This is a genomic window from Roseovarius sp. THAF8 (genome assembly GCF_009363735.1).
In the GTDB taxonomy this organism is placed as follows: domain Bacteria; phylum Pseudomonadota; class Alphaproteobacteria; order Rhodobacterales; family Rhodobacteraceae; genus Roseovarius.
In genome coordinates this window covers 2,465,081-2,490,035 of the sequence record NZ_CP045410.1, presented here as the reverse complement: position 1 = coordinate 2,490,035, position 24,955 = coordinate 2,465,081, and the positions used below count along the sequence as shown (strand labels likewise).

The 24,955-nt window shown below is 64.4% G+C and carries 26 protein-coding genes; 10 read left to right on the top strand and 16 right to left on the bottom strand.

Features of this window, described 5'->3' with window-relative positions:
* Positions 1-21: 21 nt before the first annotated feature.
* The 8 genes from FIU85_RS12185 to FIU85_RS12150 all read right to left on the bottom strand — a co-directional run bounded on the left by FIU85_RS12185 (position 22) and on the right by FIU85_RS12150 (position 7,218).
* Positions 22-1,308: an ABC transporter substrate-binding protein gene (locus FIU85_RS12185; RefSeq protein ID WP_152497068.1), complete on the bottom strand. Its 1,287-nt coding sequence runs from the start codon at positions 1,306-1,308 to the stop codon at positions 22-24.
* Between the two features lie 87 nt (positions 1,309-1,395).
* Positions 1,396-2,775: a hypothetical protein gene (locus FIU85_RS12180; RefSeq protein ID WP_152497067.1), complete on the bottom strand. Its 1,380-nt coding sequence runs from the start codon at positions 2,773-2,775 to the stop codon at positions 1,396-1,398.
* Positions 2,776-2,887: 112 nt separating this feature from the next.
* Positions 2,888-3,820 (bottom strand): dimethylarginine dimethylaminohydrolase family protein, encoded by a 933-nt coding sequence (locus FIU85_RS12175; protein WP_152497066.1) that lies wholly within the window; start codon positions 3,818-3,820, stop codon positions 2,888-2,890.
* A gap of 120 nt (positions 3,821-3,940) precedes the next feature.
* Positions 3,941-4,219, bottom strand: coding sequence for a YrhK family protein (locus FIU85_RS12170; protein ID WP_152494155.1), 279 nt, complete (start codon positions 4,217-4,219; stop codon positions 3,941-3,943).
* Between the two features lie 73 nt (positions 4,220-4,292).
* Entirely contained in the window at positions 4,293-4,709 is a 417-nt protein-coding gene (locus FIU85_RS12165; protein WP_152494156.1) for a BLUF domain-containing protein, read from the bottom strand.
* A 55-nt stretch (positions 4,710-4,764) separates the two neighbouring features.
* Positions 4,765-5,214 (bottom strand): hypothetical protein, encoded by a 450-nt coding sequence (locus FIU85_RS12160; protein ID WP_152497065.1) that lies wholly within the window; start codon positions 5,212-5,214, stop codon positions 4,765-4,767.
* Entirely contained in the window at positions 5,211-6,281 is a 1,071-nt protein-coding gene (gene pheS / locus FIU85_RS12155) for a phenylalanine--tRNA ligase subunit alpha (RefSeq protein ID WP_152494158.1), read from the bottom strand. Before pheS ends, FIU85_RS12160 begins: the two co-directional genes overlap by 4 nt.
* A 49-nt stretch (positions 6,282-6,330) precedes the next feature.
* Positions 6,331-7,218 carry a fatty acid desaturase family protein gene (locus FIU85_RS12150; RefSeq protein WP_152497064.1) on the bottom strand — a complete coding sequence of 296 codons (888 nt, stop codon included), beginning with the start codon at positions 7,216-7,218 and terminating at the stop codon, positions 6,331-6,333.
* Positions 7,219-7,470: 252 nt separating this feature from the next.
* Between FIU85_RS12150 and FIU85_RS12145 the strand changes: the two genes are divergently transcribed.
* Complete coding sequence (locus FIU85_RS12145) at positions 7,471-8,151, top strand: hypothetical protein (protein ID WP_152497063.1); 681 nt, start codon at positions 7,471-7,473, stop codon at positions 8,149-8,151.
* Between the two features lie 332 nt (positions 8,152-8,483).
* On the opposite strand, the gene rplT is transcribed toward FIU85_RS12145, so the two are convergent.
* Complete coding sequence (gene rplT, locus FIU85_RS12140; protein WP_152494161.1) at positions 8,484-8,849, bottom strand: 50S ribosomal protein L20; 366 nt, start codon at positions 8,847-8,849, stop codon at positions 8,484-8,486.
* A gap of 13 nt (positions 8,850-8,862) precedes the next feature.
* Positions 8,863-9,063 carry a 50S ribosomal protein L35 gene (gene rpmI / locus FIU85_RS12135; RefSeq protein WP_057790554.1) on the bottom strand — a complete coding sequence of 67 codons (201 nt, stop codon included), beginning with the start codon at positions 9,061-9,063 and terminating at the stop codon, positions 8,863-8,865.
* Positions 9,064-9,278: 215 nt separating this feature from the next.
* On the opposite strand from rpmI, the gene FIU85_RS12130 reads away from it, so the two are divergent.
* From FIU85_RS12130 to adh, 3 genes are all read left to right on the top strand, one after another.
* Complete coding sequence (locus tag FIU85_RS12130) at positions 9,279-10,169, top strand: cation diffusion facilitator family transporter (RefSeq protein WP_152497062.1); 891 nt, start codon at positions 9,279-9,281, stop codon at positions 10,167-10,169.
* Positions 10,170-10,348: 179 nt separating this feature from the next.
* Entirely contained in the window at positions 10,349-11,209 is an 861-nt protein-coding gene (locus FIU85_RS12125) for a helix-turn-helix domain-containing protein (RefSeq protein WP_152498243.1), read from the top strand.
* A 133-nt stretch (positions 11,210-11,342) separates the two neighbouring features.
* On the top strand, positions 11,343-12,863 hold the full coding sequence (gene adh / locus FIU85_RS12120) for an aldehyde dehydrogenase (protein WP_152497061.1): 1,521 nt from the start codon (positions 11,343-11,345) through the stop codon (positions 12,861-12,863).
* 61 nt (positions 12,864-12,924) lie between these two features.
* Here the strand turns inward: adh and FIU85_RS12115 are convergent, their stop codons facing one another.
* Both FIU85_RS12115 and pyk read right to left on the bottom strand, forming a co-directional pair.
* Positions 12,925-13,149: a hypothetical protein gene (locus FIU85_RS12115; protein ID WP_152494165.1), complete on the bottom strand. Its 225-nt coding sequence runs from the start codon at positions 13,147-13,149 to the stop codon at positions 12,925-12,927.
* Positions 13,150-13,195: 46 nt separating this feature from the next.
* The gene (gene pyk, locus FIU85_RS12110; protein ID WP_152494166.1) at positions 13,196-14,641 is read right to left on the bottom strand and encodes a pyruvate kinase; all 1,446 of its coding nucleotides are present in this window, start codon (positions 14,639-14,641) and stop codon (positions 13,196-13,198) included.
* A gap of 116 nt (positions 14,642-14,757) precedes the next feature.
* Between pyk and FIU85_RS12105 the strand changes: the two genes are divergently transcribed.
* Genes FIU85_RS12105 through FIU85_RS12090 form a run of 4 tightly spaced genes read left to right on the top strand, consistent with a single transcriptional unit; the run spans position 14,758 to position 17,428 of the window.
* Positions 14,758-15,528, top strand: a complete 771-nt coding sequence (locus FIU85_RS12105; RefSeq protein WP_152497060.1) for an N-formylglutamate amidohydrolase — start codon at positions 14,758-14,760, stop codon at positions 15,526-15,528.
* Between the two features lie 45 nt (positions 15,529-15,573).
* Positions 15,574-15,915, top strand: a complete 342-nt coding sequence (locus FIU85_RS12100) for a 5-carboxymethyl-2-hydroxymuconate Delta-isomerase (RefSeq protein WP_152497059.1) — start codon at positions 15,574-15,576, stop codon at positions 15,913-15,915.
* Between the two features lie 21 nt (positions 15,916-15,936).
* Entirely contained in the window at positions 15,937-16,251 is a 315-nt protein-coding gene (locus tag FIU85_RS12095; RefSeq protein ID WP_152497058.1) for a DUF1244 domain-containing protein, read from the top strand.
* A gap of 4 nt (positions 16,252-16,255) precedes the next feature.
* Positions 16,256-17,428 carry an aminotransferase class V-fold PLP-dependent enzyme gene (locus FIU85_RS12090; RefSeq protein WP_152497057.1) on the top strand — a complete coding sequence of 391 codons (1,173 nt, stop codon included), beginning with the start codon at positions 16,256-16,258 and terminating at the stop codon, positions 17,426-17,428.
* A gap of 116 nt (positions 17,429-17,544) precedes the next feature.
* On the opposite strand, the gene FIU85_RS12085 is transcribed toward FIU85_RS12090, so the two are convergent.
* From FIU85_RS12085 to FIU85_RS12070, 4 genes are all read right to left on the bottom strand, one after another.
* Positions 17,545-18,408: a D-amino-acid transaminase gene (locus tag FIU85_RS12085; RefSeq protein ID WP_152494170.1), complete on the bottom strand. Its 864-nt coding sequence runs from the start codon at positions 18,406-18,408 to the stop codon at positions 17,545-17,547.
* Positions 18,405-19,370: an N-acetyl-D-Glu racemase DgcA gene (gene dgcA / locus FIU85_RS12080; RefSeq protein ID WP_152494171.1), complete on the bottom strand. Its 966-nt coding sequence runs from the start codon at positions 19,368-19,370 to the stop codon at positions 18,405-18,407. The genes FIU85_RS12085 and dgcA overlap by 4 nt, the downstream gene beginning before the upstream one ends.
* Before the next feature lie 81 nt (positions 19,371-19,451).
* Complete coding sequence (gene dgcN, locus FIU85_RS12075; RefSeq protein ID WP_152497056.1) at positions 19,452-20,453, bottom strand: N-acetyltransferase DgcN; 1,002 nt, start codon at positions 20,451-20,453, stop codon at positions 19,452-19,454.
* Between the two features lie 104 nt (positions 20,454-20,557).
* Positions 20,558-21,844: an MFS transporter gene (locus tag FIU85_RS12070; RefSeq protein WP_152497055.1), complete on the bottom strand. Its 1,287-nt coding sequence runs from the start codon at positions 21,842-21,844 to the stop codon at positions 20,558-20,560.
* Between the two features lie 143 nt (positions 21,845-21,987).
* Between FIU85_RS12070 and FIU85_RS12065 the strand changes: the two genes are divergently transcribed.
* Both FIU85_RS12065 and FIU85_RS12060 read left to right on the top strand, forming a co-directional pair.
* Entirely contained in the window at positions 21,988-22,944 is a 957-nt protein-coding gene (locus FIU85_RS12065) for a CoA ester lyase (RefSeq protein ID WP_152494174.1), read from the top strand.
* Positions 22,945-23,113: 169 nt separating this feature from the next.
* Positions 23,114-24,736, top strand: a complete 1,623-nt coding sequence (locus FIU85_RS12060; protein WP_152497054.1) for a thiamine pyrophosphate-binding protein — start codon at positions 23,114-23,116, stop codon at positions 24,734-24,736.
* Positions 24,737-24,955: the final 219 nt, after the last annotated feature.

The window sequence follows — 24,955 nt, the reverse complement described above, 5'->3', positions numbered from 1 at the left end:
CGCCCCCGCCCGCCGCACGCATCACAGCGGCTGCGTGGTGTAATCCACCTCGTCGGGATACATCGTGTCGTCGATCGACGTCGTGTGCACCCGCACCAGTCGCCCGTTCTCGACCCGGCTGATATGCTGATGCCCGAACACCTGGTGCGTCTTGCCATTGAACCGCTTGGCCCCCTGCGGATGCGCCTGGCTTTCGGGCATATCGCCCATCGCCTCGACCGCCTCGATCAGCTTTGCGCGGTCCAGCGGCCCGGCATAGCCCGACGCTTCCATTCCTGCCTTGATGATGTGCAGCGTCTCCCAGCAGCCGAACATATGCGCATAGGTCGACACGTCGCTCGGGTCGCTGACCGACGCGCCGGTCTCGTCCACGCCCACGGCCTCACGATAGAACGCCTCGTGCTCGCTCTGGTCCTCCTGCGCGTAGCGCGGCATCCCTTCCCAGAAATACGTCCCTTCCAAAAACTCCAGGCCCGGGCTGGAAATATCCACCGCCTCCAGGCTGTCGATAAAGCCGAAGATCTCCGGCCCCTGGTCGCCAAAGAACTCGCCCAGTTCTTTCACGAAGGTCAGAACGGCAGGGCCGACCATCACGTGATACAGCACCTCGGTATCGCGTGGGATCTGCGGGAAATACTTGGTAAAGCTCGTCTCGCTGGGCGGAATCGCGATCTGCTCCAGTACCTCGCCGCCCTGTTCCTCGATCGCGGCGGTAAAGAAATCCCGGTGATCGTGACCGAAGGCGAAATCGGGAAAGATCATCGTGACCTTCTTGCCAAGGTTCTCCGACACGTAAGGCGCCATCGCCTGAACCTGGCTTTTCACATCGGTGATGCCCGGTTGCAGCGTATAGCGGTTCAGCATTCCGCTCGCCACGTGATGCCCTTCCGACACCACGAAATAGGGCAGCTTCAACTCGCCTGCCCGCGGCGCGGACCCGATCACAACATGCGAAAACAGCGTGCCAAAGCCCACGTCACAGCCATGCTGGTTGGCGAATTTCTCCACCACCTCGGCACCGCGCTTGGGATCGGTGCCGTCATCCTCGGCGATGATCTCGATCTTCCGTCCGTTGATGCCGCCACCCTCGTTGATCAACTTCACCGCCGCCTCGGTGGTGCGCCCGTACCAGCGGCCATAGGCGGCCCCGATGCCGGTGCTGTGCTGCTGAAAACCGATCTTGATCGGCTCCGAGCTCTGCGCCTGCGCATACCGCGCCCAAAGCGGCAGGCTCGCCGCGCCCGCCGCTGCTCCGGCCAGTGTTTTCAACGCGTCCCGGCGCGACGTGCCCTTGATCAGCTTGGTCATCGCGAACTCTCCCCGTTCTTTGAAATGACTTTGGCACGATCCTGCGAAGCCCGCCCCGGTTTGTCCAGTGTTTTGACCCAACTGCCCTCAACCGCGCGGCGAGGCCAGCAGCCACAGCCCGAAGAACGTGTAGGCCACCATGAACACCGCCAGCGGCGCCTGCCCCAGCACGGCGCGCCGCCGGTCGGGCCTGTCCCGCATGGCCAGCGAGTGCGCCATCAGGATCGCGACGACATGCCCCACCACCACGGCCCCGGCCTGGCTCAGCCAGATCCGCCGCACCGTGTCCTGCGTGTTGAAAAAGCCCGTGGTCACGTAAAACCCGTCCAGGCCCAGCAAATGGGCCCCGTTCGACAACGGGTCGTCCAGCATCTGCACCACGTATTGCCCTTCGACCAGAAACGCCGGCAGGTAATGCGCCACGTGGTACCCCAGCGCAATCGGCAGGATCGACGGCGCGAAGAGGCACACCGCCTGCCGCAGGCTCCGCCCCGTGCCGGCAACCCGCTCACCCAGATACAGGCAGGCTGCAAACAGCACCAGCAGCCCAAGGTTGGCCACCGCCAGCCCCACCAGGTTCGGCACCACCACCGCCGACCGCCCCGGAAACTCCAGAGGATTGACCTCGATCACCCCCAGCCACCAGAAGGTCTCGTGCAGCCCGTCAAAGCTGCCCGTCCCCAGCAGGAACACCATCAGCACCGCCAGCGCCAGCGGCGGCGCCCGCCGCACCACGCCCTGCCAGCCCCACAGGCCAACCGCCAGCCGCCCGCGCGCCTTGGCAAACAGCCCCATGCGCCCATAGGCCCGCATCATGACCGTCACCATCTCGCCCCGCAGCAGGAACGCCGGCCCGAACAGCAGCACCCCGAACAGTACCGCGTACCAGTATAACCCCACGACACTGGCCAACCGCGCCGGATCCGCCGGCGCCGGGTCGCACAACAGGAACGCCGCGAACGCCAGGAACAGCACAACCGCCGGCCAATACCCCCAGCCGCGCGGATAGCGCATCAATGCCCGCATCCCCGTCCACCGCGCCAACACCGCCACCACCCCGATCCACGGGTTCGTCCAGCGCCAGTGATTGCCGATCAACCCTTGCAGGCTCACCAGCACCACCCACCACACCGTCCAGGTCAACAGCGGCATCGGGTTCTCCATCGGCGTGCGCGGCCCGGCAAAGCCCTGCCAGACGCCGAATGCCAGGATCCCCGTCGCCAGCAGGCTGGTCCCATGCCGCAATGCCCAACGTGGCCGCCGCACCAGCGGCACCGGCGAAAACACCGCCTCGCCCGCCCGCGCCGGCAACACCGCCAGCAACAGTACCGTCAGGACGACGCTCGCCACCCCAGCCGAAATGTAGACATCCGTCGGCAACAGAAGAACGAAACTCTGCTCCGACGCATGTGCCCGCGCCATCCCGCCCCAGAACAGGACAAGGCAGACCGGCAGAGCCCGCCTCACGATCTCTTCTTCTGGCTAGAAATATCCCGGGGAGAGCGTTGAAACGCAGTTTCAACGTGAGGGGCTGGCCCCTCTTCCCAATAAACCTGCGTGGCGCAGCCACTCATTCGGGTCACCCCGGGTCGCGGATCAGGCTCTGGCACATGCAATGCACGCCGCCACCCCCCTGGGTGATCATGCTCAGGTCCGGGTCGTAAATGGTGAACCCCAGCGCCTTCAACTTCTCTTTCAGCGTTTTCGACCCTTCCGGCAGCAGCACCCGGTCCTGCCCCAGCGCCACCACGTTGCAGCCCAGTGCGATGGTCTCCTGGAACGGCACCTCGACAATCTCGATCTTCTTCGCGCGCAGCCAGTCGACGATCTCGGGATCGGTGCAATCGGTGCAGACCGCGGCCAGCTTCGGCGCCAGCATCACCACCATCAGGTCGATATGCACATAGAACGGGTCGATATCGGCCAGCTTCACTTCCCAGCCCTCGGCCTCCATCCACGACGCGACCTGCCGCGCGCCCTGCTCCATGGTCCGGCCTTCCTCGCCTTCCCAGCCGATCAGCACGCACCCCGGCTCGATCACGTTGAAATCACCGCCTTCGAAGGTGCCGGCGGTGACGAAATCGTAAATCGGAACGCCAAGACCCTGGTAGGTCTCGATCGCCCGGAAATTCTCACCCCGGCGCCAATATTGCGACATATGCGTGATGATCGCGCCATAGGGCGTCATCACCGAACTGTCCCGCGCATAGACCTGGTAGGGCAGTTCGGGGTCCGGCACATGCGTATGCACCTCGACGCCCGCGCTTTCATAGGCGCTCACCATCTCGGCATGCTGTTTTTTCGCAACGTTAGGGTCAAATTCCACCCCCCGCCGAAGCGTCTTCTTGCTCACCGACGAGGTCTTCAGCCAGCGGTAATTCTCGATTGGCCCCAGCAGCACCGACCGCAACGTGCCATAGTCACTATCCGCTCCCCAGTCGTTCAGCCTGGGCGTGCCGCCGCCCTCGCGCCGTGCGCGCAGGGTAAAATTGTCAGCCGGTTGATCTTTCATGACAGCTCTCCTTTGCGCGAGAGGCTGAGCCGATGCCACGTCCAAGTCAAGCGCGACCGCACCGGCACCGCCGTCGCGCACGGTCCTTGCGCAAAACAGAGCCGTTGCGGGCGCGAAACCTCAAGGCCTGTACCGCTCCGCCAGGTCCTCCGTATCCCCGACCGAGGCCAGCTTGACCTCGCGGATCAGCTTCAGCGTCGGTTTCAGGCAAAAGAACACGGACCCCACGATGAACAGCCACACCGCCACGGTTTCCGTCGCCTTCCACAAGAACAGGATCGACCCGATCAGGAACGAGAACGCGGCGACGAAATCCGCCAGCGTGTGCAACAGCTCGAAAATGGCGTAAAGCCGGCGTGTCTCGGCATTCACATGGCGCTTGTCCTTGAACATCTGCATGGCACTCTCCCCGGGTCTGTCGAAAGTCGCGCCCTAGAAAGACCACGCCGCCCGAATTGGCAAGCAAAAGACCCTAATCCTGCGGAAAAGGCACCACGCCGTCCGCCGCCAGCCGGTTGAAAAAGCCCAGAACCTCGTCCTCGGTCGCCTGTTCCACCGCGCCCGCGCGCACCGCCTCGCGGCTCCAGACCCAGGATTGCGCTGGGTCGTCTCTCATCGCCCAGGCCGGGAACAATCGCGTTTTGATCGACCGCTCCAGCAGGTTGCGCGGTTCGATATGCCGGTCATCCTGCCGAATGCGCGCGTAACAGTGCCTAACGGCCTTGTCGGGCCCTTCCAGCAATTGCAGGTACAGATCCGCCCGACAGATCAACGCCCCGGTGATCCCGTCCCGTTCATTGCACCGCCGCGCATCCAGCAGGATACCGGCCAGCATCGCGTCGTCATATCCGAAAGGGCGAGAGGCATAGATCAACTGCGTGAGCGCCATGGCAGGGCTCCTTTCGCGCTCAGCCTAGGCCACGAACGCTGCGCTGTCTACGCGATCACGATCCGCGCTGGACGCGAAACAGCTCTGCATTCGGAATCTGGCCCGCGCCACGGTTCAGCTTCAGATCATCGCGCATCCGCGCATTCAGCTCGACCAGCTTTGCCTCCAGCGCCTGCTTCGCGGCCTCGATCCGCGCCGCACCCTGCCGCTCACTCCGGGCATGGTGATACGCCAGCACCGCCTCGTAGGCCTCAGTGCTGGCCCGCATCACCGCAACCGACGCGATCACGTCGATCGCCCGGTCCGCCCCCGGCGCACGCTTAGGCAGATCCTGCCCGTGGTTCAGCGCATGCGCCATCCCGTGCAAGTGGGTCAAATGCTTGGTATAGAGCCTGATCCGCGCCTCGGTCAGCCGCCGAAACGCCCGCGCAACCTTGATTGCGATATAGGTAAGCAGAGCGGCAATCACGCACAAAAGCGCCAGAATGCCCTGCCCGACGGTCACCGGCTCAAGCCGCCATGCAGCGTCGGCACATCCAGCGCCGCGAAGCCGTAGTGCCGCAGCCACCGCAGGTCCGAATCAAAGAACGCCCGCAGGTCCGGGATGCCGTATTTCAGCATCGCGATCCGGTCGATCCCCATGCCGAAGGCAAAGCCCTGCCATTCATCCGGGTCGATCCCGCCCGAGCGCAGCACATGCGGATGCACCATGCCCGACCCCAGCACTTCCAGCCAGTCGTCGCCCTCGCCCACCTTGACCGTGCCGCCTTCAAAGGCGCACTGGATGTCCACCTCCGCCGACGGTTCGGTGAAGGGAAAGTGCGAGGCCCGGAAACGGGTCTTCACCGAGGTGCCGAAATAGGCGGTGAAGAACTCCTCCAGTACCCATTTCAGGTTCGCCATCGAGATATCCTTGTCGATGGCCAGCCCCTCGACCTGGTGGAACATCGGCGTGTGGGTCTGGTCGTAATCGGCACGGTACACGCGGCCCGGCGCGATGATGCGGCACGGCGCGCCATGCTTTTCCAGGTGCCGGATCTGCACCGGCGAGGTGTGCGTGCGCAGCACGTCGGGCGCGCGGTCGTCCCCTTCGGCCCGATGCATATAGAACGTGTCCATCTCGGCCCGCGCCGGGTGGTGGCTGGGGATGTTCAGCGCGTCGAAATTGTACCAGTCGGTGTCGATCTGCGGCCCCTCGGCCACGGCGAACCCCATGTCGGCGAAGATCGCCGTGACTTCCTCGGTCACCTGGCTGATCGGGTGGATCGTGCCTTGCCGCCGCGGCCGTCCCGGCAGGGTCACGTCCAGCCATTCCTCGCGCAGCCGTTCGTCCAGCGCGGCATCCGCCAGCGCCACCTTCTTGGCCGCCAGCGCAGAGTTGATCTCGTCCTTCAGCGCGTTCAGCTTCGGCCCCATCTCCTGCCGCTCTTCGGGCGTCATCTTGCCCAGCTCGCGCATCTTCAGCGCGACTTCGCCCTTCTTGCCCACGGCCTGCACGCGCAGATCCTCCAGCGCGGCCTCGTCACCGGCCTCGGCAATGGCACTCAGGTACTTGTCTCTCAGGTCATCCATGGCGTTTCACTCAATCCCGGTTTGAACGCCGGTTACCCCGACTGGCCCATCAGCGCAAGGTCGCGGCATACTCTCGGGTGAATTCCACGTACCCGTCCGAGACGACACCGTGATGCCCCTGCATCATGCCATGCAGCTCCGGCAGGCGGTGGAACGGCACCTGCGGCAGGGCGTGATGCTCGGTGTGATAGGGCATGTTCCACGCCAGGAACCGCACGATCCGGTTGGTATGGGTGGTGCGCGTGTTCCGGAACATATCCGCCACGAAGGCACAGCGCCCGTGTTCCGCCAGCAGGTACAGCCGCAGAAACGGCTGCCCCAGAAGCGCCGGCAGGATCCACACCCAGAACAGCAAGGGCGTCACCACGAGGCTCGCCAGCGCCACGGCATAGAGCGCCAGCATCGCCCGCGCCTCCCTCACCATGCGCGGCCGCGCGCGCTCGGGCACGTAATCGCCCGGGTCGACCCCCGCCGCATTCCCCAGGGTCCGGGTCAGCATGGCCGCCCAGAACGGCAGGCCGGTCACATGCCAAAGATAGGCGCGCCAGCCTTCGGGTTTCGCCCCGGCCAGCAGTTCGGGGTCCTTGCCGGGGATGTTGGTGTGCCGGTGATGCGCAAGGTGAAAATACCGGAACCACTCGAACGGCTGCACGATCAGCAGGCCACACACCCGCCCCACCGCTTCATTCAGCCAGGGCGACCGGAACGGCGTCTTGTGCGTCGCCTCGTGCTCCAGCGTGAACAGGAAACAGATGGCGATACCCTGCGGAATCAGCAGCGCCCACCACAAAGGCCAGCCCAGCCCGATCCAGACACCGAACAGCCCGATCAGCCCGAAATGCACCGCCAGCCGGAATACGCCGGGCGCATTCTCGGCCTCGGTCAGCCCGGCCAATACGTCCCGAGGCAAGGTGGCGATGAACTCCCGGTGATCCATGCGGAAAGCCTAAAGCGTTTCGCGAAAAACCTGAATCACGGATTTTCAAGAAATGCAGTGCTCCGCTCAATCGTTAAACGCGTTCCGCCTTTTGCTGAGGCCTCAGGTCAAAGGCGGAACGCTTCAGGCAGCCCCTCGCGCTCCGGCAAGGGGAGATCGCCGGCCCCCGCTCACGCACGGGTTACTTGACACCCCCAACGACGGACCATAGCGCAGCCGGGCAGGCTTTTTAATCAACAATAGCAGGTCCCTATGCGCAACCTTTCCCCCGTGGACCAGTTCCTCTTCGGGCTGATGAACGCCAGTCTCCTCTTCACGTTGGTCTACTGGATCCTGGGCTTCGACACTCAGTTCGCCACCGGCTTCGCCATCGAGGACGGCCCCGTCGAGTACGGCACCGCCGTCATGCTGTTCGTGTCGGCGCTGGTGCTGGCATGGCACTCCGCGCGCCAGTTCCGCAAAGGCCAGGCGCTGGCCGGGATCTGCCTGTCGATCTACGCCCTGATCTTCATCTTCGGCGCGGGCGAAGAGATTTCCTGGGGGCAGCGCATCCTGGGGCTGGAAACGCCCGATGCCCTCCGGGAGGTCAACTTCCAGGAGGAAATCACGCTGCACAACATCGTCGTGGGCGGCAAGCAGCTGACCAAGACGGTGTTCGGCAGCGGGCTGACTGTCGCGATCCTGCTCTACCTGCTGGCGTTGCCGGCGCTTTACGGCAGATCCCGTCTTGTCACGCGCATCGCGGACCGCCTGGCCTGGCCGGTGCCGTCATGGCGTCACGGAATCATGGGCATTGTCGCCAGCGTGGTGATGCTGGTGGTCGAGATCCCCCGGCAGTGGGAGGTGTACGAATTCGTCTTCAGCCTGCTGACCACGTCGATCTTTCTTGCGCCGGCCAACACCGGGACGTTCGGACGGCCAGACGCGGCCTGAGCCGCATCCACGCGCCCGCCCCGGACCGGGCCAATGGAACTCAGGCCGCTGACGTGCTGCGCATTTCGCGCACTTCGCGGTCATGCGCCGCCAGCAGCCGCTTGGCCTTTTCACTCAGTTCGGATTGCCCGTCGCGGGTCTGCACGATCACGCGAACCATGTCTCTGCCTCCTGGGTTGCCGCCCTTTTCGGGCCGTTGTGTCAAAAGGCATCGCACAACTTTGCGGAGAAAGTATGTCTGATTTTAGAAAATTGTTAACGATCCCGGCACAAAGAAAAACGCCGCCGGGGTGACCCGACGGCGCTCGTTTCTTGTCCCTCGAACGGCAGGCTTACGCGGTCAGCGCGCCTTTTGCCTGTTCCACGATGGCGCCGAATGCGGCGGGTTCGTGCACGGCCAGATCGGCCAGGACCTTGCGGTCCACTTCGACACCGGCCAGCGACAGGCCGTTGATGAACCGCGAATAGGTCAGCGATTCGTCATGGGCGCGCACGGCGGCGTTGATCCGCTGGATCCACAGCGCGCGGAAGTTCCGCTTGCGGTTCTTGCGGTCGCGCGTGGCGTACTGGTTGGCCTTGTCCACGGCCTGTGCCGCCACCTTGAAGGTGTTCTTGCGACGGCCGTAATAGCCTTTTGCGGCGTTGGTGATTTTCTTGTGACGGGCGTGGGTAACGGTCCCACCTTTGACTCTCGACATGTCTCGAACCTCCTCAGCGTGCGTAGGGCATCATCGGCTTGATGATACCTTCATCAGCTTTGCAAAGCGTCGTGGTGCCACGCGCGTTGCGGACGAATTTGTTGGTCCGTTTGATCATGCCGTGGCGCTTTCCGGCCTGGCCAGCCACCACGCGGCCCTTGGCCGTCACCTTGAACCGCTTCTTGCAGCTCGATTTCGTCTTCATCTTGGGCATTTCCGGCTCCTCTTGATGGTCGGTCTTATGCGCGACTCGGCATGCCACTTCGGCCGGCCGCGCGAATGAGAGCGCCGTATAGGACGACAGCGTGCGTAAAGCAAGGGGGTTTGCCCCGGTTTGCGACCGCCCGGCAAAGGTGACGTGCCCCGGGCGCTTGCCAACACGCAAACGCAGGGCTAGACCGGATTTTCCCCAACCCACGGGAGGCGCCAGTGTCCACCACCCTCCGGCTCGCCATGGCAAGCATCTTGGTCGGTGCGATCGTGCTCGCGATCAAAAGCCTGGCGTGGTGGCTGACAGGCTCGGTGGCCCTTCTGTCGGATGCCCTGGAAAGCACCGTCAACGTGGCCACGGCCATCGCGGCGCTCATCGCGATCCGCATCGCCGCCATACCGGCGGATTCCTCGCACCCCTACGGCCACCACAAGGCCGAGTTCTTCAGCGCCGTGCTCGAAGGCGTGATGATCATCATCGCCGCACTCGTCATCCTGCGCGAGGCCTATCGCGGCTTTCTCGATCCCGCAGCACTCGACATGCCGATCGAGGGGCTTCTTATCAACGGCGCCGCCACGGTCATCAACGCGCTCTGGGCCTGGGTCCTGGTCACCCGCGGCCGGGCCAATTCGTCGCCCGCGCTCGTCGCCGACGGACGCCACCTGTGGACCGATGTCGTCACCTCGGCGGGCGTTGCGCTTGGCGTCCTTCTGGCGATGATCACCGGCTGGTGGATGCTCGACCCGATCATGGCCGCCATCGTCGCGGTCAACATCCTCTGGTCCGGCTCGCGCGTCGTGCGCGAATCGCTCAGCGGCCTGATGGACGAGGCCGTATCCGACGAAACGCTCGACACCGTGCGCGAGATCATCGCGACCGAGGCCGGCGGCGCGGTCGAGGCGCACGACCTGCGCACCCGCCACGCCGGGCCGGCGATCTTCATCGACTTTCACCTCGTCGTGCCCGGCGACACCACGGTCTTCGACGCGCACGAGATCTGCGACCGGGTCGAAGCCGCCCTGAAACAGGCGGTCGAGGGCGCGCGGATCACCATCCACGTGGAGCCCGAGCACAAGCAGAAGCATTCCGGTATCGTCGTGCTGGACTGACCCCCGACCCCGCCTCGCGTCAAAGCGCCATTTGCGCGGAAATCCGATTGCCGGTAACATCCGGCCCAGGGAGGATCGGCAGGCTGGACAGGAAGCGCCATATCGACAAGGTCGTGAACGCGGTGAATTCGCCCAGCGCCGCCGCGCGCTCGGCACTGGCCGCGTCCTGGCACCGCTCGATGGAACGGCACGGGCTCGATCCCGCCGCCCCGGCACAGGGCCAGCGCGTCGATCACAGCGTGGCCGACGAAAGCCGCGCCCGCCTCGACCGCTTCATGACCATCGCCGCCCCCAAGCTTGACCAGCTCTTCGGTCTCGTGGGCCTGTCGGGCTGCGGCGTCCTCTTGACCGACGAAAGCGGCGTCATCCTCGACCAGCGCTGTTCCGACGGCGACCGCACCACGTTCGAGGACTGGGGCCTCGCCGTCGGCGCCGACTGGTCCGAGGCCGCGGAGGGCACCAATGGCATCGGCACCTGCCTGACCGAGAAACGCCGTATCACCATTCACCGCGACGACCATTTCCTTGCCCGCAACATCGGCATGAGTTGCATGGACGCGCCCATTTTCGGCCCCGATGGCGGGCTTCTGGCCGCGCTCGACGTCTCCTCGGCCCGTGTCGACCAGACCGAGGCCTATAACCGCCTCATCGCCGCGATGGTCGATCAGACCGCCCACGCGATCGAGGCAGATTTCTTTCGCGCCTCCTATCCGAAGGCCCGCATCGTGGTGGCCGATTCCGCCGAAGGCGGCGCGGCGACGCTCTTGGCCGTGGATGGCGACGACATCGTGGTGGGCGCCACCCGCGAGGCCCGCAAGGCGCTCGGCCTGTCGCCCAGCGGCACCTTCACGCCCCGCCCCGCCTCGGACATCTTCGGGCGCGAGGACGGCCCCCGCGGCTTCGAGAAGGCCGAGCGCGCCGCCGTCGTGCGCGCCCTCACCCGCGCTGGCGGCAACGTGTCCGAGGCCGCCCGCGCGCTGGGAATAGGCCGCGCCACGCTCTATCGGCGCATGAAACGGCTGGGTCTGGACGACACCTGACCCGACCTGTCTCAGTTCTGAGACACCCCCGCGCCACCACCGCTTGCCCCCCTCCTGACGAATCGCTCTTCGCACGTCACCCCTGTCGTCACGACTTCGGGCGGAGGACCCGAGGCGACCAGGAGGAACCAACATGAACGAACAGACGCAACTCTCGGCGGAATTCCAATCGCCGTTCAAGACCCGTTACGACAACTTCATCGGCGGCAAATTCACCCCGCCCGTGAACGGCAAGTATTTCGACAACGTGACCCCGATCACCGGCCAGCCGGTCTGCGAAATCGCCCGCTCGGATGCCGCCGACGTGGAGCTGGCGCTCGACGCCGCCCACGCCGCCAAAGACGCGTGGGGCCGCACCTCGGCCACCGAACGCGCCAACATCCTGCTCAAACTCGCCGACCGGATCGAGGAAAACCTCGACCTGATCGCCGTGGCCGAGACATGGGACAACGGCAAACCGATCCGCGAGACCGTCAATGCCGATATCCCGCTCGCCGTCGACCATTTCCGCTACTTCGCCAGCGTCCTGCGCGGCCAGGAAGGCGCGATGTCCGAAATCGACGCCGACACCGTCGCCTATCACTACCACGAGCCGCTTGGTGTCGTTGGCCAGATCATCCCGTGGAACTTCTCGGTGCTGATGGCCGCGTGGAAGCTCGCCCCGGCGCTGGCCGCCGGCAACTGCATCGTCCTGAAACCGGCGGAACAGACCCCCGCCGCGATCATGGTGCTGATGGAGGTCATCGCCGACCTTCTCCCCGACGGCGTTCTGAACATCGTCAACGGCTACGGCGCCGAGGTCGGCGCGGCGCTGGCGAAATCCAACCGCATCGCCAAGATCGCCTTCACCGGCTCCACCCAGACCGGCCGCACGATCATGCAATACGCGACCGAGAACCTCATTCCGGTCACGCTGGAACTGGGCGGCAAGTCCCCCAACATCTTCTTCTCCGACGTGATGGCCAAGGACGACGCCTTTCTCGACAAGGCGATCGAGGGTTTCGTGCTCTTCGCCTTCAACCAGGGCGAGGTCTGCACCTGCCCCAGCCGCGCGCTGATCCAGGAAGACATCTATGAAGAGTTCATCGCCCGCGCCATCGAACGCGTGAAGGCCATCAAGCAGGGCGACCCCCGCCTGATGGACACGATGGTGGGCGCACAGGCCAGCCGCGCACAGCAGGACAAGATCCTCAGCTACCTGCAGATCGGTGTCGAGGAAGGCGCCGAGGTGCTGGCCGGCGGTGCGGCGGCCCAGATGGAGGGCGAGCTGTCCAGCGGCTACTACATCCAGCCCACCATCCTCAAAGGCCACAACAAGATGCGCGTCTTCCAGGAGGAAATCTTCGGCCCCGTCGTCTCGGTCACCACCTTCAAGGACGAGGCCGAGGCGCTGGAGCTCGCCAACGACACGATCTACGGCCTTGGCGCCGGGGTCTGGTCGCGCGACGCCAACACCTGCTACCGCTTCGGGCGCGGCATCCAGGCCGGGCGCGTCTGGGTCAACAACTACCACGCCTACCCGGCCCACGCGGCTTTCGGCGGCTACAAGCAGTCCGGCATCGGGCGCGAGAACCACAAGATGATGCTCGACCACTACCAGCAGACCAAGAACATGCTGGTCAGCTACAACCCCAACAAGCTGGGTTTCTTCTAGGATCGGATCGGGGCGGCACGATGTGTCGCCCCTTTTTCACGCCAGGGCCGTCCAAGCGGCCTCAGGTCAGGTACCTTGCCACCACCTGGACAAAGACGTCGGGTATCTCGCTGAAATCATACCCGCCCGGCTTGTTCTGCACTGCCCAAAAGATCATCACAGCGGATGCGATTATCGTCAGCGCCGCAACCCGCGGCGCATGCCCGTCCGACAGCGCCGACAGGATCGACGGGATAGAGAAGACACCCAGCACCAGACCAATGACGAAAAGAAGATCGGGATCCATTCAAAAGATCCTCCGTTAACTGCTCTGCGGAATAGTATAGCGCAGTTCAGTCTTGGTCAGTCGAAGAAAGTTCCTTTTGATTACAGGGCGCTACTCGCAGGATATTGGTCGTACCCGGCACGTTGAACGGCACGCCCGCGGTGACGATCACCAGGTCGTCCTCGGTGGCGTATCCCTGCTTCAGCGCGGCGCGCGTGGCGTTCTGCACCGCCATCTTGAACCGCGACAGTTCCGGCGTCATGACGCAGTCGGTGCCCCAGTTCAGCGACAGCCGCCGCGCCGTGTCGCGCACGTTCGTCATGGCGATGATCGGCACGCGCGGCCGCTCGCGCGCGGTCAGCAGCGCGGTCGTGCCGCTTTGCGTAAAGCAACAGATCGCCGCCACATCGGTGGTTTCCGCGATTTCCCGCGCCGCGGCGACGATCCCGTCGGCCACCGTGGTGCGGTCGGCCTTGCGCGAGGCTTCGATGATCTCGGTATAGGTCGGATCCTCCTCGACCTCGCGGGCCACGTTGTCCATCGTCTGCACCGCCTCGATCGGGTACTCGCCCGCCGCCGATTCCGCCGACAGCATGATCGCGTCCGCGCCTTCGTAAATCGCCGTGGCCACGTCGCTGACCTCGGCGCGGGTGGGCATCGGGCTCGAGATCATCGATTCCAGCATCTGCGTGGCGATGATCACCGGCTTGGCCGCCGCGCGGCACTTGCGCACCATCCGCTTTTGCAAGGGCGGCACGTTCTGCACCGGCAGTTCCACGCCCAGGTCGCCGCGGGCCACCATGATCCCGTCGACCTCTTTCAGGATGGCGTCGAAATCCGTCACCGCCGACGGTTTTTCCACCTTCACCATGATCGCCGCGCGCCCGCGCACCAGCGCGCTTGCCTCGATCACGTCCCGCGCCCGCTGCACGAAGCTCAGCGCCAGCCAATCCACGCCCAGCTCGCAGGCGAACTCCAGGTCGGCGCGGTCCTTATCGGTCAGCGCGGCCAGCGGCAGCACGACGTCAGGCACGTTCACGCCCTTGCGATCCGAAATCGTGCCGCCGGTGACAACCTCGGTTTCGGCATAGTCATTGCCGCATTTGGTGACCTTCAGGCGGATCTTGCCGTCATTGACCAACAATCGCGCGCCGGGTTTCAGCGCCTGGAAAATCTCGGGATGCGGCAGGTTCACACGGTCGATCGTGCCTTCGGCATCATCCAGGTCCAGCCGGAACGACGCGCCCTCTTCCAGCTCTTCCGAACCGTTCTTGAATGGCCCGACCCGCAGCTTCGGCCCCTGCAGGTCCGCCAGGATGGCGATCGGACTGTCCAAGTCCTGCTCGACCTTTCGAATGATCTCGTGCTTGGCGCGGATATCGTCCTGCGTGCCGTGGCTCATGTTCAGCCTGAACACATCCGCCCCCGCCTCATGCAGAGCCCGGATCGTCTCATAGGTGTCCGATGCCGGGCCCAGCGTGGCCACGATCTTCACATTGCGATAGCGTCTCATGTCTGTCCTTACCTTATTGTCCAGCCGGCGTTAGCGCTAAACTTACGCAGGGTTATTACTTAATTCCCATTCCCTGACAACTGACATAAAAGTGGCGGGCAAGAGATGACATCACCATGACATATCGACCGTTTTTCACCGAAGGGGCAGATCGCCCCACCCGCTGGCTCGTCACCTGCGACCACGCCGCCAACACCGTGCCGCCCTTCGTGAACGGCGGCTCGCTCGGGCTCGACCCGGCGGACATGGCCCGCCACATCGCCTACGATCCCGGCGCCGCCGGGGTGGCGCGGGCGCTGGCCCATGCGCTGGACGCGCCCTGCATCATGACCAACTTTTCCCGCCTGGTGATCGACCCCAACCGGGGCGAGGATGATCCGACCCTGGTGATGAAGCTCTATGACGGCACCATCATTCCCGCCAACCGCCATGTCGGCCCGGCCGATATCGAACAGCGCCTGAACGCGCTCTACAGACCCTATCACAGCGAATTGGCTCGATTGGCCGCGCGGCAGGACGACACGATCATCGTCTCGATCCACTCCTTCACTCGCCAACTCCACAACCGCCCGCCCCGGCCCTGGCACATCGGGGTGCTCTATGCGACCGACGAACGCCTGACCCGCCCGCTGATCAACCGCATGGCGCAGGAACCCGACATCTGCGTCGGCGAGAACGAGCCCTATGGCGGCCATCTGCCCGGCGACGCCATCGCCCGGCACGGCATCGCCTACCAGCGCCTGAATGCCCTGATCGAACTGCGCAACGACCTCATCGTCACCGAAGACCAGCAAACCGCCTGGGCCCAGCGCCTCGCCCCCATGCTGGTCGAGGCGGCGGGTCATGCCGGGGTCGATTCAGAGACTGTTTCACTGCAATCCGGGTAATTTCATCAAGAAACCGCCACTATCACCGACTGAGAGGAGACGCGCGTGCCGCACATCGCCATCGAACATTCCAGCGGCCTGGAAGACAGCCACGACCTTCAGGCCCTCTGCGACGCGTTGTGGCAGAAATTTGCGGATCACCACAGCGTCACCAGCCCCGACACTGTGCGCACCCGCACCCTCGCCGCCACCGCCTCGCGCATCGGCGTCGAGCCGCAAAGCTTCGCCCACGCCACCCTCCTTCTCCTGCCCGGCCGCAGTGACGAGGTTCGCACGGAACTCGCCCAACTGGTGCTGGACACGCTTCAGGCGCACCTGCCGGACGTCGGCAGCCTGACCGTCCGCTTGGATGATATCCAACAGCCCTATATGAAACGTATGCTCTGACCGAATAAGGGAGACCCGAAGATGGACGACCAGACCCGCATCGAACTCGAGGCCGCCGCGTTCCGCACCCTGCGCGAGCACCTGATGGAAAAGCGCACCGACGTGCAGAACATCGACATGATGAACCTCGCCGGCTTCTGCCGCAACTGCCTCAGCCGATGGTACCAGGAGGCCGCCAACGAACGCGGCATCGACATGACCAAGGACGAGGCGCGCGAGATCTTCTATGGCATGACGATGGACGAGTGGAAGGCGAACTACCAGACCGACGCCTCGGAGGACAAGAAAGCGGCCTTCGACAAGTCCTTCGCCGAAAACGTGGGCCCCAAGACCTGAACCCATGACACTCGACATCGCCCGCCTGCGCGCCGACACCCCCGCTTGTGAAAGCCTCCTGCATTTCAACAACGCGGGGGCGGGCCTGATGCCCTTGCCGGTGCAACAGGCCCTGTCGGATCACCTCGCGCTCGAGGCGCGCATCGGCGGGTACGAGGCGCACGCCGAAGCCAAGGCACAGGCCGACGCCTTCTACACCGAGATGGCGGCGCTGCTGAACGCCAAGCCATCCGAAATCGCCTATATCGAGAACGCCACCCGTGCCTGGGACATGGCGTTCTTCAGCCTGCCCTTGCAACCCGGCGACCGCATCCTGACCCATGCCTCGGAATACGTGTCGAACTATCTCGGCCTGCTGCTTCAGGCCCAGCGCCGCGGGCTGAAGATTGACCTTATCCCGTCGGATGACAACGGGCAGGTCGATGTCGACGCAATTAAGGCTCTGATCCAGCCCAATACACGTCTCATCGCCCTCACGCATGTCCCGACGCAAGGCGGTCTCGTGAACCCGGCAGAGGAGGTTGGGCGCATCGCGAAAGATCACGGTCTTTTCTATCTGCTTGACGCTTGCCAGTCTGCCGGCCAGATCAACCTCGACGTGGGCAAACTGGGCTGCGACATGCTCTCTGGCACGGGCCGGAAATACCTTCGCGGTCCGCGCGGCACCGGGTTTCTCTATGTCCGCGAAGGCTTGATCGAAAGTCTCGACCCACCCTTCATAGATCTCTTCTCCGCCACCTGGACGGGCCCCGATACGTTCGAGCTTCAGCCAGACGCCAAGCGGTTCGAGAACTGGGAGCGCTATGTCGCCGGACAGATCGCCCTAGGCACCGCCGTGCGCTACGCTCGCGACACCGGCCTGCCCGCGATCGAGGCGCGCGTGGCCGACCTCGGTGAAACCCTGCGCGCCGCGCTGCGCCACATTCCCGGCGTGACGGTCCACGATCTGGGCCAGCGCAAATGCGGCATCGTCACCTTCACCCATGACGCCCACACGCCCCAAGACATGACCAGCGCGTTGCGGGCACGAAATATCAACATTTCCGTTTCCAACCGCACCAGCGCCCAGCTCGATCTTGGCGCCCGCGGTCTCGACCATCTCGCCCGCGCCTCGGTTCACGCCTACAACACCGAGGACGAGATCACGCGCTTCGCAGCCGCCGTCGCCGCGCTCTGACCCCGAAGCACCGGACGGCCGGTCAACGAACGCGATTTGCGGATGGTACCGACGCGATACCACTCGAATACCGACGCAATACTGACGTGCGATTCCAGCGTTAACCCGCGATTCGCTCAGACAGCGACCTTCCGGCTTTCCTCGATGTAGATTTCGCGCAACCGCGTCGCCACCGCTCCCGGCGTCCCTTCCCCCAGGCTGGCCCCGTCGATCTCGACCACCGGCATCACGAAAGCACTGGCCGAGGTGACGAACGCCTCGTCGGCGTCCTTGGCTTCCTCGACGCTGAAATTCCGTTCCTCCACCTGCATTTGCGCCTCTTCGGCAAAGCGCAGCACGGCGGCGCGGGTGATTCCGTGCAGGATGTCGTTCGACAGCGCCCGGGTGATGATCTTGCCGTCCTTGACGATATAGGCGTTGTTCGACGTGCCTTCGGTCACACACCCGTCCTGCACCATCCAGGCATCGTCGCACCCCGCCTTCTTGGCCATCATCTTGCCCATCGACGGATACAGAAGCTGCGTCGTCTTGATGTCCCGACGGCCCCAGCGCAGATCTTCCAAGGTGATGATCTTGATGCCTTTTTTCGCCACCGGATTGTCGGCCAGCCCGGGCTTCGACTGGGTGAACAGAACCACGGTCGGCGGCGTGTCGGGGTCCGGGTAGGCAAAGTCGCGGTCGCCCGGCGCGCCCCGCGTGATCTGAAGGTAAACCAGCCCGTCCTCGATCTCGTTCACCCGCACCAGCTCGCGGTGGATCTCCAGCAGATCGCCCATCACCGCCGGGTGCGGCATGTCCAGCTCGTCCAGCGACCGTTGCAGCCGGCGATTGTGCCCCTCGAAATCGATCAGCTTTCCGTCCAGCACGCTGGTCACCTCGTAGACCCCGTCGCCCATCAGGAACGCCCGGTCGAAAATCGAGATTTTGGCTTCGTTCTCAGGCAGGTAATCGCCGTTCACATACACGGTTCGCATCGTCATCCCCATAGCTTGGCCGAGGGCGGATGCACCCCGGCCGCGTCGAAAATCAAAGGTTCGTCCCGGTCTTCGGCCAACAGCAGCGGCCCGTCAAGGTCGGTCACCGTCGCACCCTGCGCCACCAGCACCGCGGGCGCCATCGCAAGGCTCGATCCGATCATGCAGCCCACCATCACGTCGTACCCTTCGGCCAGCGCCGCCGCGCGCAGCGCCAGCGCCTCGGTCAGCCCGCCGGTCTTGTCCAGCTTGATGTTCACCATGTCGTACTTGCCCTTCAACCCTGGCAGGCTGGCGCGGTCGTGACAGCTCTCGTCGGCGCAAACCGGCACGGGCCGCTCCACACCCAGGAGCGCGTCATCCTCCGCCGCCGGCAAGGGCTGTTCCACCAGCGCCACGCCCAGGCGTTGAAGGTGCGGCGCAAGGTCGGCATAGACCTCGGCGCTCCAACCCTCGTTGGCGTCGACGATGATCTTGGCCTCGGGCGCGCCGGCGCGCACGGCCTCCAGCCGCGGCATGTCATCGGGCGTGCCCAGCTTGATCTTCAGCAAGGGCCGATGGGCATTCTTCGCTGCCTGCTCCCGCATCTTCTCGGGGTCGTCCAGCGACAGCGTATAGGCCGTGATCTCGGGCCCCGGCGCGTGCAATCCGGCCAGGTCCCAGACCCGCTTTCCGGCCTGTTTCGCCTGCAGATCCCACAGCGCGCAATCCACCGCGTTCCGTGCCGCGCCCGCCGGTAACAAATCGTAAAGCTTTTCGCGGGAAACTTCCTCGGGCAGGCTCTCGATCTGCGCCGTCACGCTGTCCAATGTCTCGTCATACCGCGCATAGGGCACGCATTCGCCCCACCCGGTGACGCCGCCTTCGGTCACGCACACGGTCAGAACCTTCGCCTCGGTGCGCGAGCCCCGGCTGATGGTGAACACCTGCGCCAGCTTGAACACATCGCGCGTCACGGAAATCTGCATGAAGGATCGCCCTCTCTTCTTCTGGCCATAAATATCCCCGCCGGAGGCATCCGTCACTCGCCACCGGCCCTCGCAGTTGGATCAGAGCGCTTCCAGCGCGTCCACCAGCTTGGCCGAGCCAAAGCGATACGGGTCCGTCGCGGGCAGCCCCATCTCGTCCTCGACCTTGGCGAGATACGCCTTGGCGTCGTCCTCGCTCATATGCTGGGTGTTGACCGAAACGCCGACAACGCGGCACGCCGGGTTCGCGATCTGCGCCAGCGGCAGCGCGGTGTCCCGCAGGGTCTGCAGGCTGGGCAAGCTGTAATCCGGCAGGCCCCGCATATGCGTGCGTGTCGGCTCGTGGCACAGGATCAGCGCGTCGGGCTGGCCACCATGGATCAGCGCCAGGGTCACGCCGGAATAGGACACGTGAAACAGGCTCCCCTGCCCCTCGATCAGGTCCCAGTGATCCTCGTCGTTGTCCGGCGTCAGGTATTCGATCGACCCGGCCATGAAATCGGCAATCACCGCGTCCAGCGGCACGCCGTCGCCCGTAATCAGAATGCCGGTCTGCCCGGTGGCACGGAACGAGGCCTTCATGCCGCGCTCGTGCATGTCGCGCTCCATCGCCATCGCCGTGTACATCTTGCCGACCGAGCAATCGGTGCCCACCGCCAGGCAGCGCTTGCCGCTGCGCTTCTTGCCATCCGCGATCGGATAGCGCACCGACGGCACCCGCACGTCGTGCAGCGTGCGGCCATGCGCTTCGGCCTTTGCCACGAGGTCTTCCTCGTGTTTCAGCAGGTTATGCAGGCCAGACGCGATGTCATAGCCCATCGCCAGCGCCTCCAGCAGCACAGCCTTCCATTTGTCTGAGATCACGCCACCGCGGTTCGCCACCCCGATCACCAGCGTCTTGGCGCCAGCGTCCCTCGCCTCGGCCAGGGTCATGTCCGTCAGGCCCAGGTCGGCGCCGCACCCCGGCAGCCGGATCTGCCCCACCGCGTATTCCGGTCGCCAGTCCCTTATGCCGATAGCCACTTTCGCGGCCAGCATGTCGGGGGCATCGCCCAGAAACAACAGGTACGGGGTCTCGATCATATTTTGGTCCTTTCCAGAATCGGTTCTGCGGAATGGTGCACCGAGTTCCCCGAAAATTCATACCGAATTGACGAGCCTCCAGGGAACAGCGGCAAGATTCCCTGTCATCTTGCGAATTTTTCAGCAGATTCTTGCGCCGGAGGGTCGGGCGCCTCCGCCCTCTCTTCCATTTCCTCCGACACGGCCTCGGCCTGCAACAGGCCCGGTTGCGGCACCCCGAGCACGCCCATCGCCTGCACCGACCCGGTTTCTTCCGGCGGCTCGGACGAAACCCTGCGGACAACCGCGATTGCGGCGACCACAAGGCTTGTCGCCAGGATAAACAGTTGCAGTCCCCGCCCGTCGATCATCGAAATCAGGTTCGGACCCACCAACATGCCACCAAATTGTCCCAGTTGCAGCAGAAACGCCATCGTTCCGCTTGCGGCCACGATCTGCCCGGGGCTCAGGTGGTCATTGGCGTGCGCCGCCAGCACGGAATACACCGGCAAGGACACCGCCGCGATCACCGAAAAGCCCAGCACGATCCGCGAGGGCGCCGTATCCACCGCCATCCAAAGCGCCGCCGCCGCGGTGACCAAGGCCAACCCCATGACCACGAAGCGCCGGTCCACGTGGTCCGCAATCCAGCCGACCGGATATTGCACGAACGCCGCCACGATCATCGCGACAACGAGCGCCCCCGACGCTTGCGCGTCGGAAAACCCGCTGCGCAAGGCATAGAGCGGCAGAGCGATGAACCACGAAACCACGCCCGCACCCATGATCACGATTCCCAGCACCGCCATCGGCGACACACGGTAAAGTCTGGCCACCGGCATCCGTTCGGGCGCGGTGTACTCCGGGGCGCGATTGTTCGACAGGAGCAGCGGCACGAACCCCACCGACAGCAGGATCGAGGCCAACCCGAAAAGCATGTTTCCCGTCGGGTCCGGCAAGGCCACCATGGCTGTGCCCAGCGCCGGTCCGGCCGTCTGGATGATGAAATAGACCGACAAGATCTGCGCCCGAAGCCGGTTCTCGGCCTTGGCGTTCAACCAGCTTTCGGTAATCACGTAGAGACCCGGAAAACAGAACCCCGCCAACAGGCGCATGACACTCCAGCTGACCGGATCACTGGTCAGAAGATGTGCAATCGCGGCCACGGACACCATCGAGGCCAGCGCCGAAAACACGCGGATATGGCCCACCTTCTCGATCAGTCGCGGCGTGATGATCGTCCCGGCCAGCGCCCCCAAGGGATAGCAGGCCTGCATCATCGCGATGGAAAAATCCGAGAACCCGATTCCCGCCCCGCGAATGGTCAGCAACGTCACCAGCAGCCCGTTCGCCACCATCAGCATCGTCATGCCCATGAATAGGGCCCAGTTTTCCACCAACGCGCGTCTCATGCGGCCATGCTAATCGGTGGGCGATGCCGTGACCGCGCGTTTGCGACGCATGCAGGTCGTTGTCATCTGCTTGCCATTGTCCGCGCAATTTTATAGCTGGTCTGCGACGTGGTTTCGCAACAATCTGACCAAAGGATCACAATATGAGTTTCCGCCCGCAACCTCCGGCGCCCGCGCGTCCCAACCGTTGCCAACTCTTCGGACCGGCCTCGAACACCAGCCTGTTCGAGAAGATGGCCAAGTCCAAGGCCGACGTCGTCAACCTCGACCTCGAAGATGCCGTCGCGCCGTCGGACAAGGACCAGGCCCGCAAGAACGCGATCGAGGCGATCAACGACATCGACTGGGGCAAGAAGACCCTCAGCGTGCGCATCAACGGCCTCGACACCCAGTACTGGTACAAGGATGTGGTCGACCTGCTGGAACAGACCAACGGTCGTCTCGACATGATCATGATCCCAAAGGCCGGTTCGGGCGATGATATCTACGCCGTCGACGCGCTGGTCAGCTCGATCGAGATGGCCATGGGCCACAAGAAGCGCATCGCGTTCGAATGCATCATCGAAACCGCGATGGGCATCTGCCACGTCGAGGATATCGCGCAAGGCAGCCCCCGGATGGAGGCGATGAGCCTCGGCGCCGCCGACTTCGCCGCCTACATGGGTATGCAGACCACAGGCATCGGCGGCACGCAGGAAAACTACTACATGCACCGCAAGGGCGAGAATTACTGGGTCGATCCGTGGCACTGGGCCACCGCCAAGATCGTCGCCTGCTGCCGCACCCACGGCCTGTTGCCCGTCGACGGCCCGTTCGGCGATTTTTCCGACCCCGAAGGCTTCCGCGCGCAGGCGCTGCGCGTGCTGACGCAGGGCATGGTCGGTAAATGGGCGATCCACCCCAGCCAGGTCGAGGCGTGCAACGAGATCTTCACCCCGACCGAGGAAGCCGTCACCGAGGCGCGCGAGATCCTCGAGGCCATGGAAGAAGCCAAGAAAAAGGGCCTGGGCGCCACCACCTACAAGGGCCGCCTGATCGACATCGCCTCGATCAAGCAGGCCGAGGTTATCGTCAAATCGGCGGAAATGATCGAAGACTGACATCTCTTGATGCTCCCAAGAACGGCCTCCGACATCGCGGGGGCCGTTTTCTTTTGCAAACGGGAAAGACTGACGCAGCTGTGATGCAATTTGCGCAAAAGCAGCGGGACACGGTGTTGCGAATGTGGCTAGGGTCCGTGTCAACGACGACAGACCTCGGGGACAGACCATGACCAACTCACCGCTACGCGCCGCCGACGTCCTGGCCCAGCGCCTGTATCAGGCCGGGTGCCGCCATGCGTTCGGTATGCCCGGGGGCGAAGTGCTGACGCTCGTCGACGCGCTGGAAAAGGCCGGTATTCGTTTCACCCTGGTCAAGCACGAGAATGCCGGTGGGTTCATTGCCGAAGCCGTGCATCACCGCGACGGCGCACCCGCAATCCTGGTGGCCACCGTCGGGCCCGGCGCGATGAACGGGGTCAACGTGGTCGCCAACGCAGAGCAGGATCGCGTGCCGATGATCGTGCTTTCCGGCTGTGTCGATGCCGACGAGGCACTGACCTATACCCACCAGATCCTCGATCATCGCGCGGTCTTCCGGCCCATCACAAAGGCCACGTTCGAGCTGACCGCCGCAGGCGCCGGTATCATCGCCGACAAGGCCGTCGCCCTCGCGACCGAGCCGCGCTGCGGCCCGGTGCATATCGACGTCCCGATCAGCGTGGCGGACACCCAGGTACCCGCCGACGCGCCGCGTCCGGTGCGTGTGCCAGCGTCGCCGGCCGCGCCCTCCGGCGCCGACGCGGCCCGTGCCCGCGAGGCGCTTGCCACGGCATCCCGCCCTATCGCCGTGGTCGGTCTCGATGTCCTGCAAGACGGGTCGCACACCGTCCTGCGCGCGTTTCTGGAACAGTTCGGCATACCTTTCGTCACGACCTACAAGGCAAAGGGCGTGCTGCCCGAGGACCACCCGCTTTGCCTTGGCGGTGCGGGCCTGTCGCCGCTTGCGGACACGCACCTGCTGCCGTTGATCGCAAAGGCCGACCTTGTGCTCTGTATCGGGTACGACCCGATCGAGATGCGCACGGGCTGGCGCAACGCCTTTGATCCCGCCCGCCAGACGGTGATCGACATCGCCGCCGTGCCGAACACGCATTACATGCACCAGGCCTCGTTGAACTTCGTCGGGCATACCGGCGAGACGCTGGAGATGCTGGCCCAGGGCACGCCCGTCGGCACGACCTGGCCCGACGACGAACCCGCGGCTGCGCGAAAGGCCCTGGCCAGCGCCTTCCCGGACACCGACGAATGGGGCCCTGCCGGTGTCATCGCCGAAACCCGCGCAGTGATGCCCGACGACACCCTGGCCACCGCCGATAGCGGCGCGCATCGCATCCTTCTCAGCCAGATGTGGCGCTGCACAGAGCCGCGCGGACTGATCCAGTCCTCGGCGCTTTGCACCATGGGGTGCGCCGTTCCGATGGCGATGGGCCTGAAGATTGCCGAGCCCAACAGACCTGTCGTCAGCTTTTCCGGCGATGCCGGATTTCTTATGGTTGCCGGGGAACTGGCAACCGCCGCCGAACTGCGACTGACGCCCATCTTTCTTGTTTTCGTGGATGCAAGCCTGGCGCTGATCGAGCTGAAGCAGCGCCAGCGGCAGTTGGCCAACAAGGGTGTCGACTTCGCGCGACACGATTTCGCGGCGATGGGCCGCGCGTTTGGCGGGGCGGGCCATACGGTGCGCACACGAGCCGAATTGCGCACGGCTCTTCAAGCGGCGCTGCACTGCGATACGTTCAGCGTGATCGCTGCCGAGATCGAGCCGGGGGGCTATGACGGCCGAATCTAGGCGCTTCGGCACCTTTGCCGTGTAACATTTGCTGAAGAATCCGGCGCCAAGACCCACCTTTCGGGGTAAATCCGCCGAATGGTTCGTTTTTTAGGCGAAATTCCGCATGGGCCCATCAGACACTCTACACGAAGCTTCACCAATACGTTAGCGCAACCGATACCGTTATGTGACTGACTTACCTTTTTGTTAAGCAAGTGCAGCGGGTTGGACTCGCGG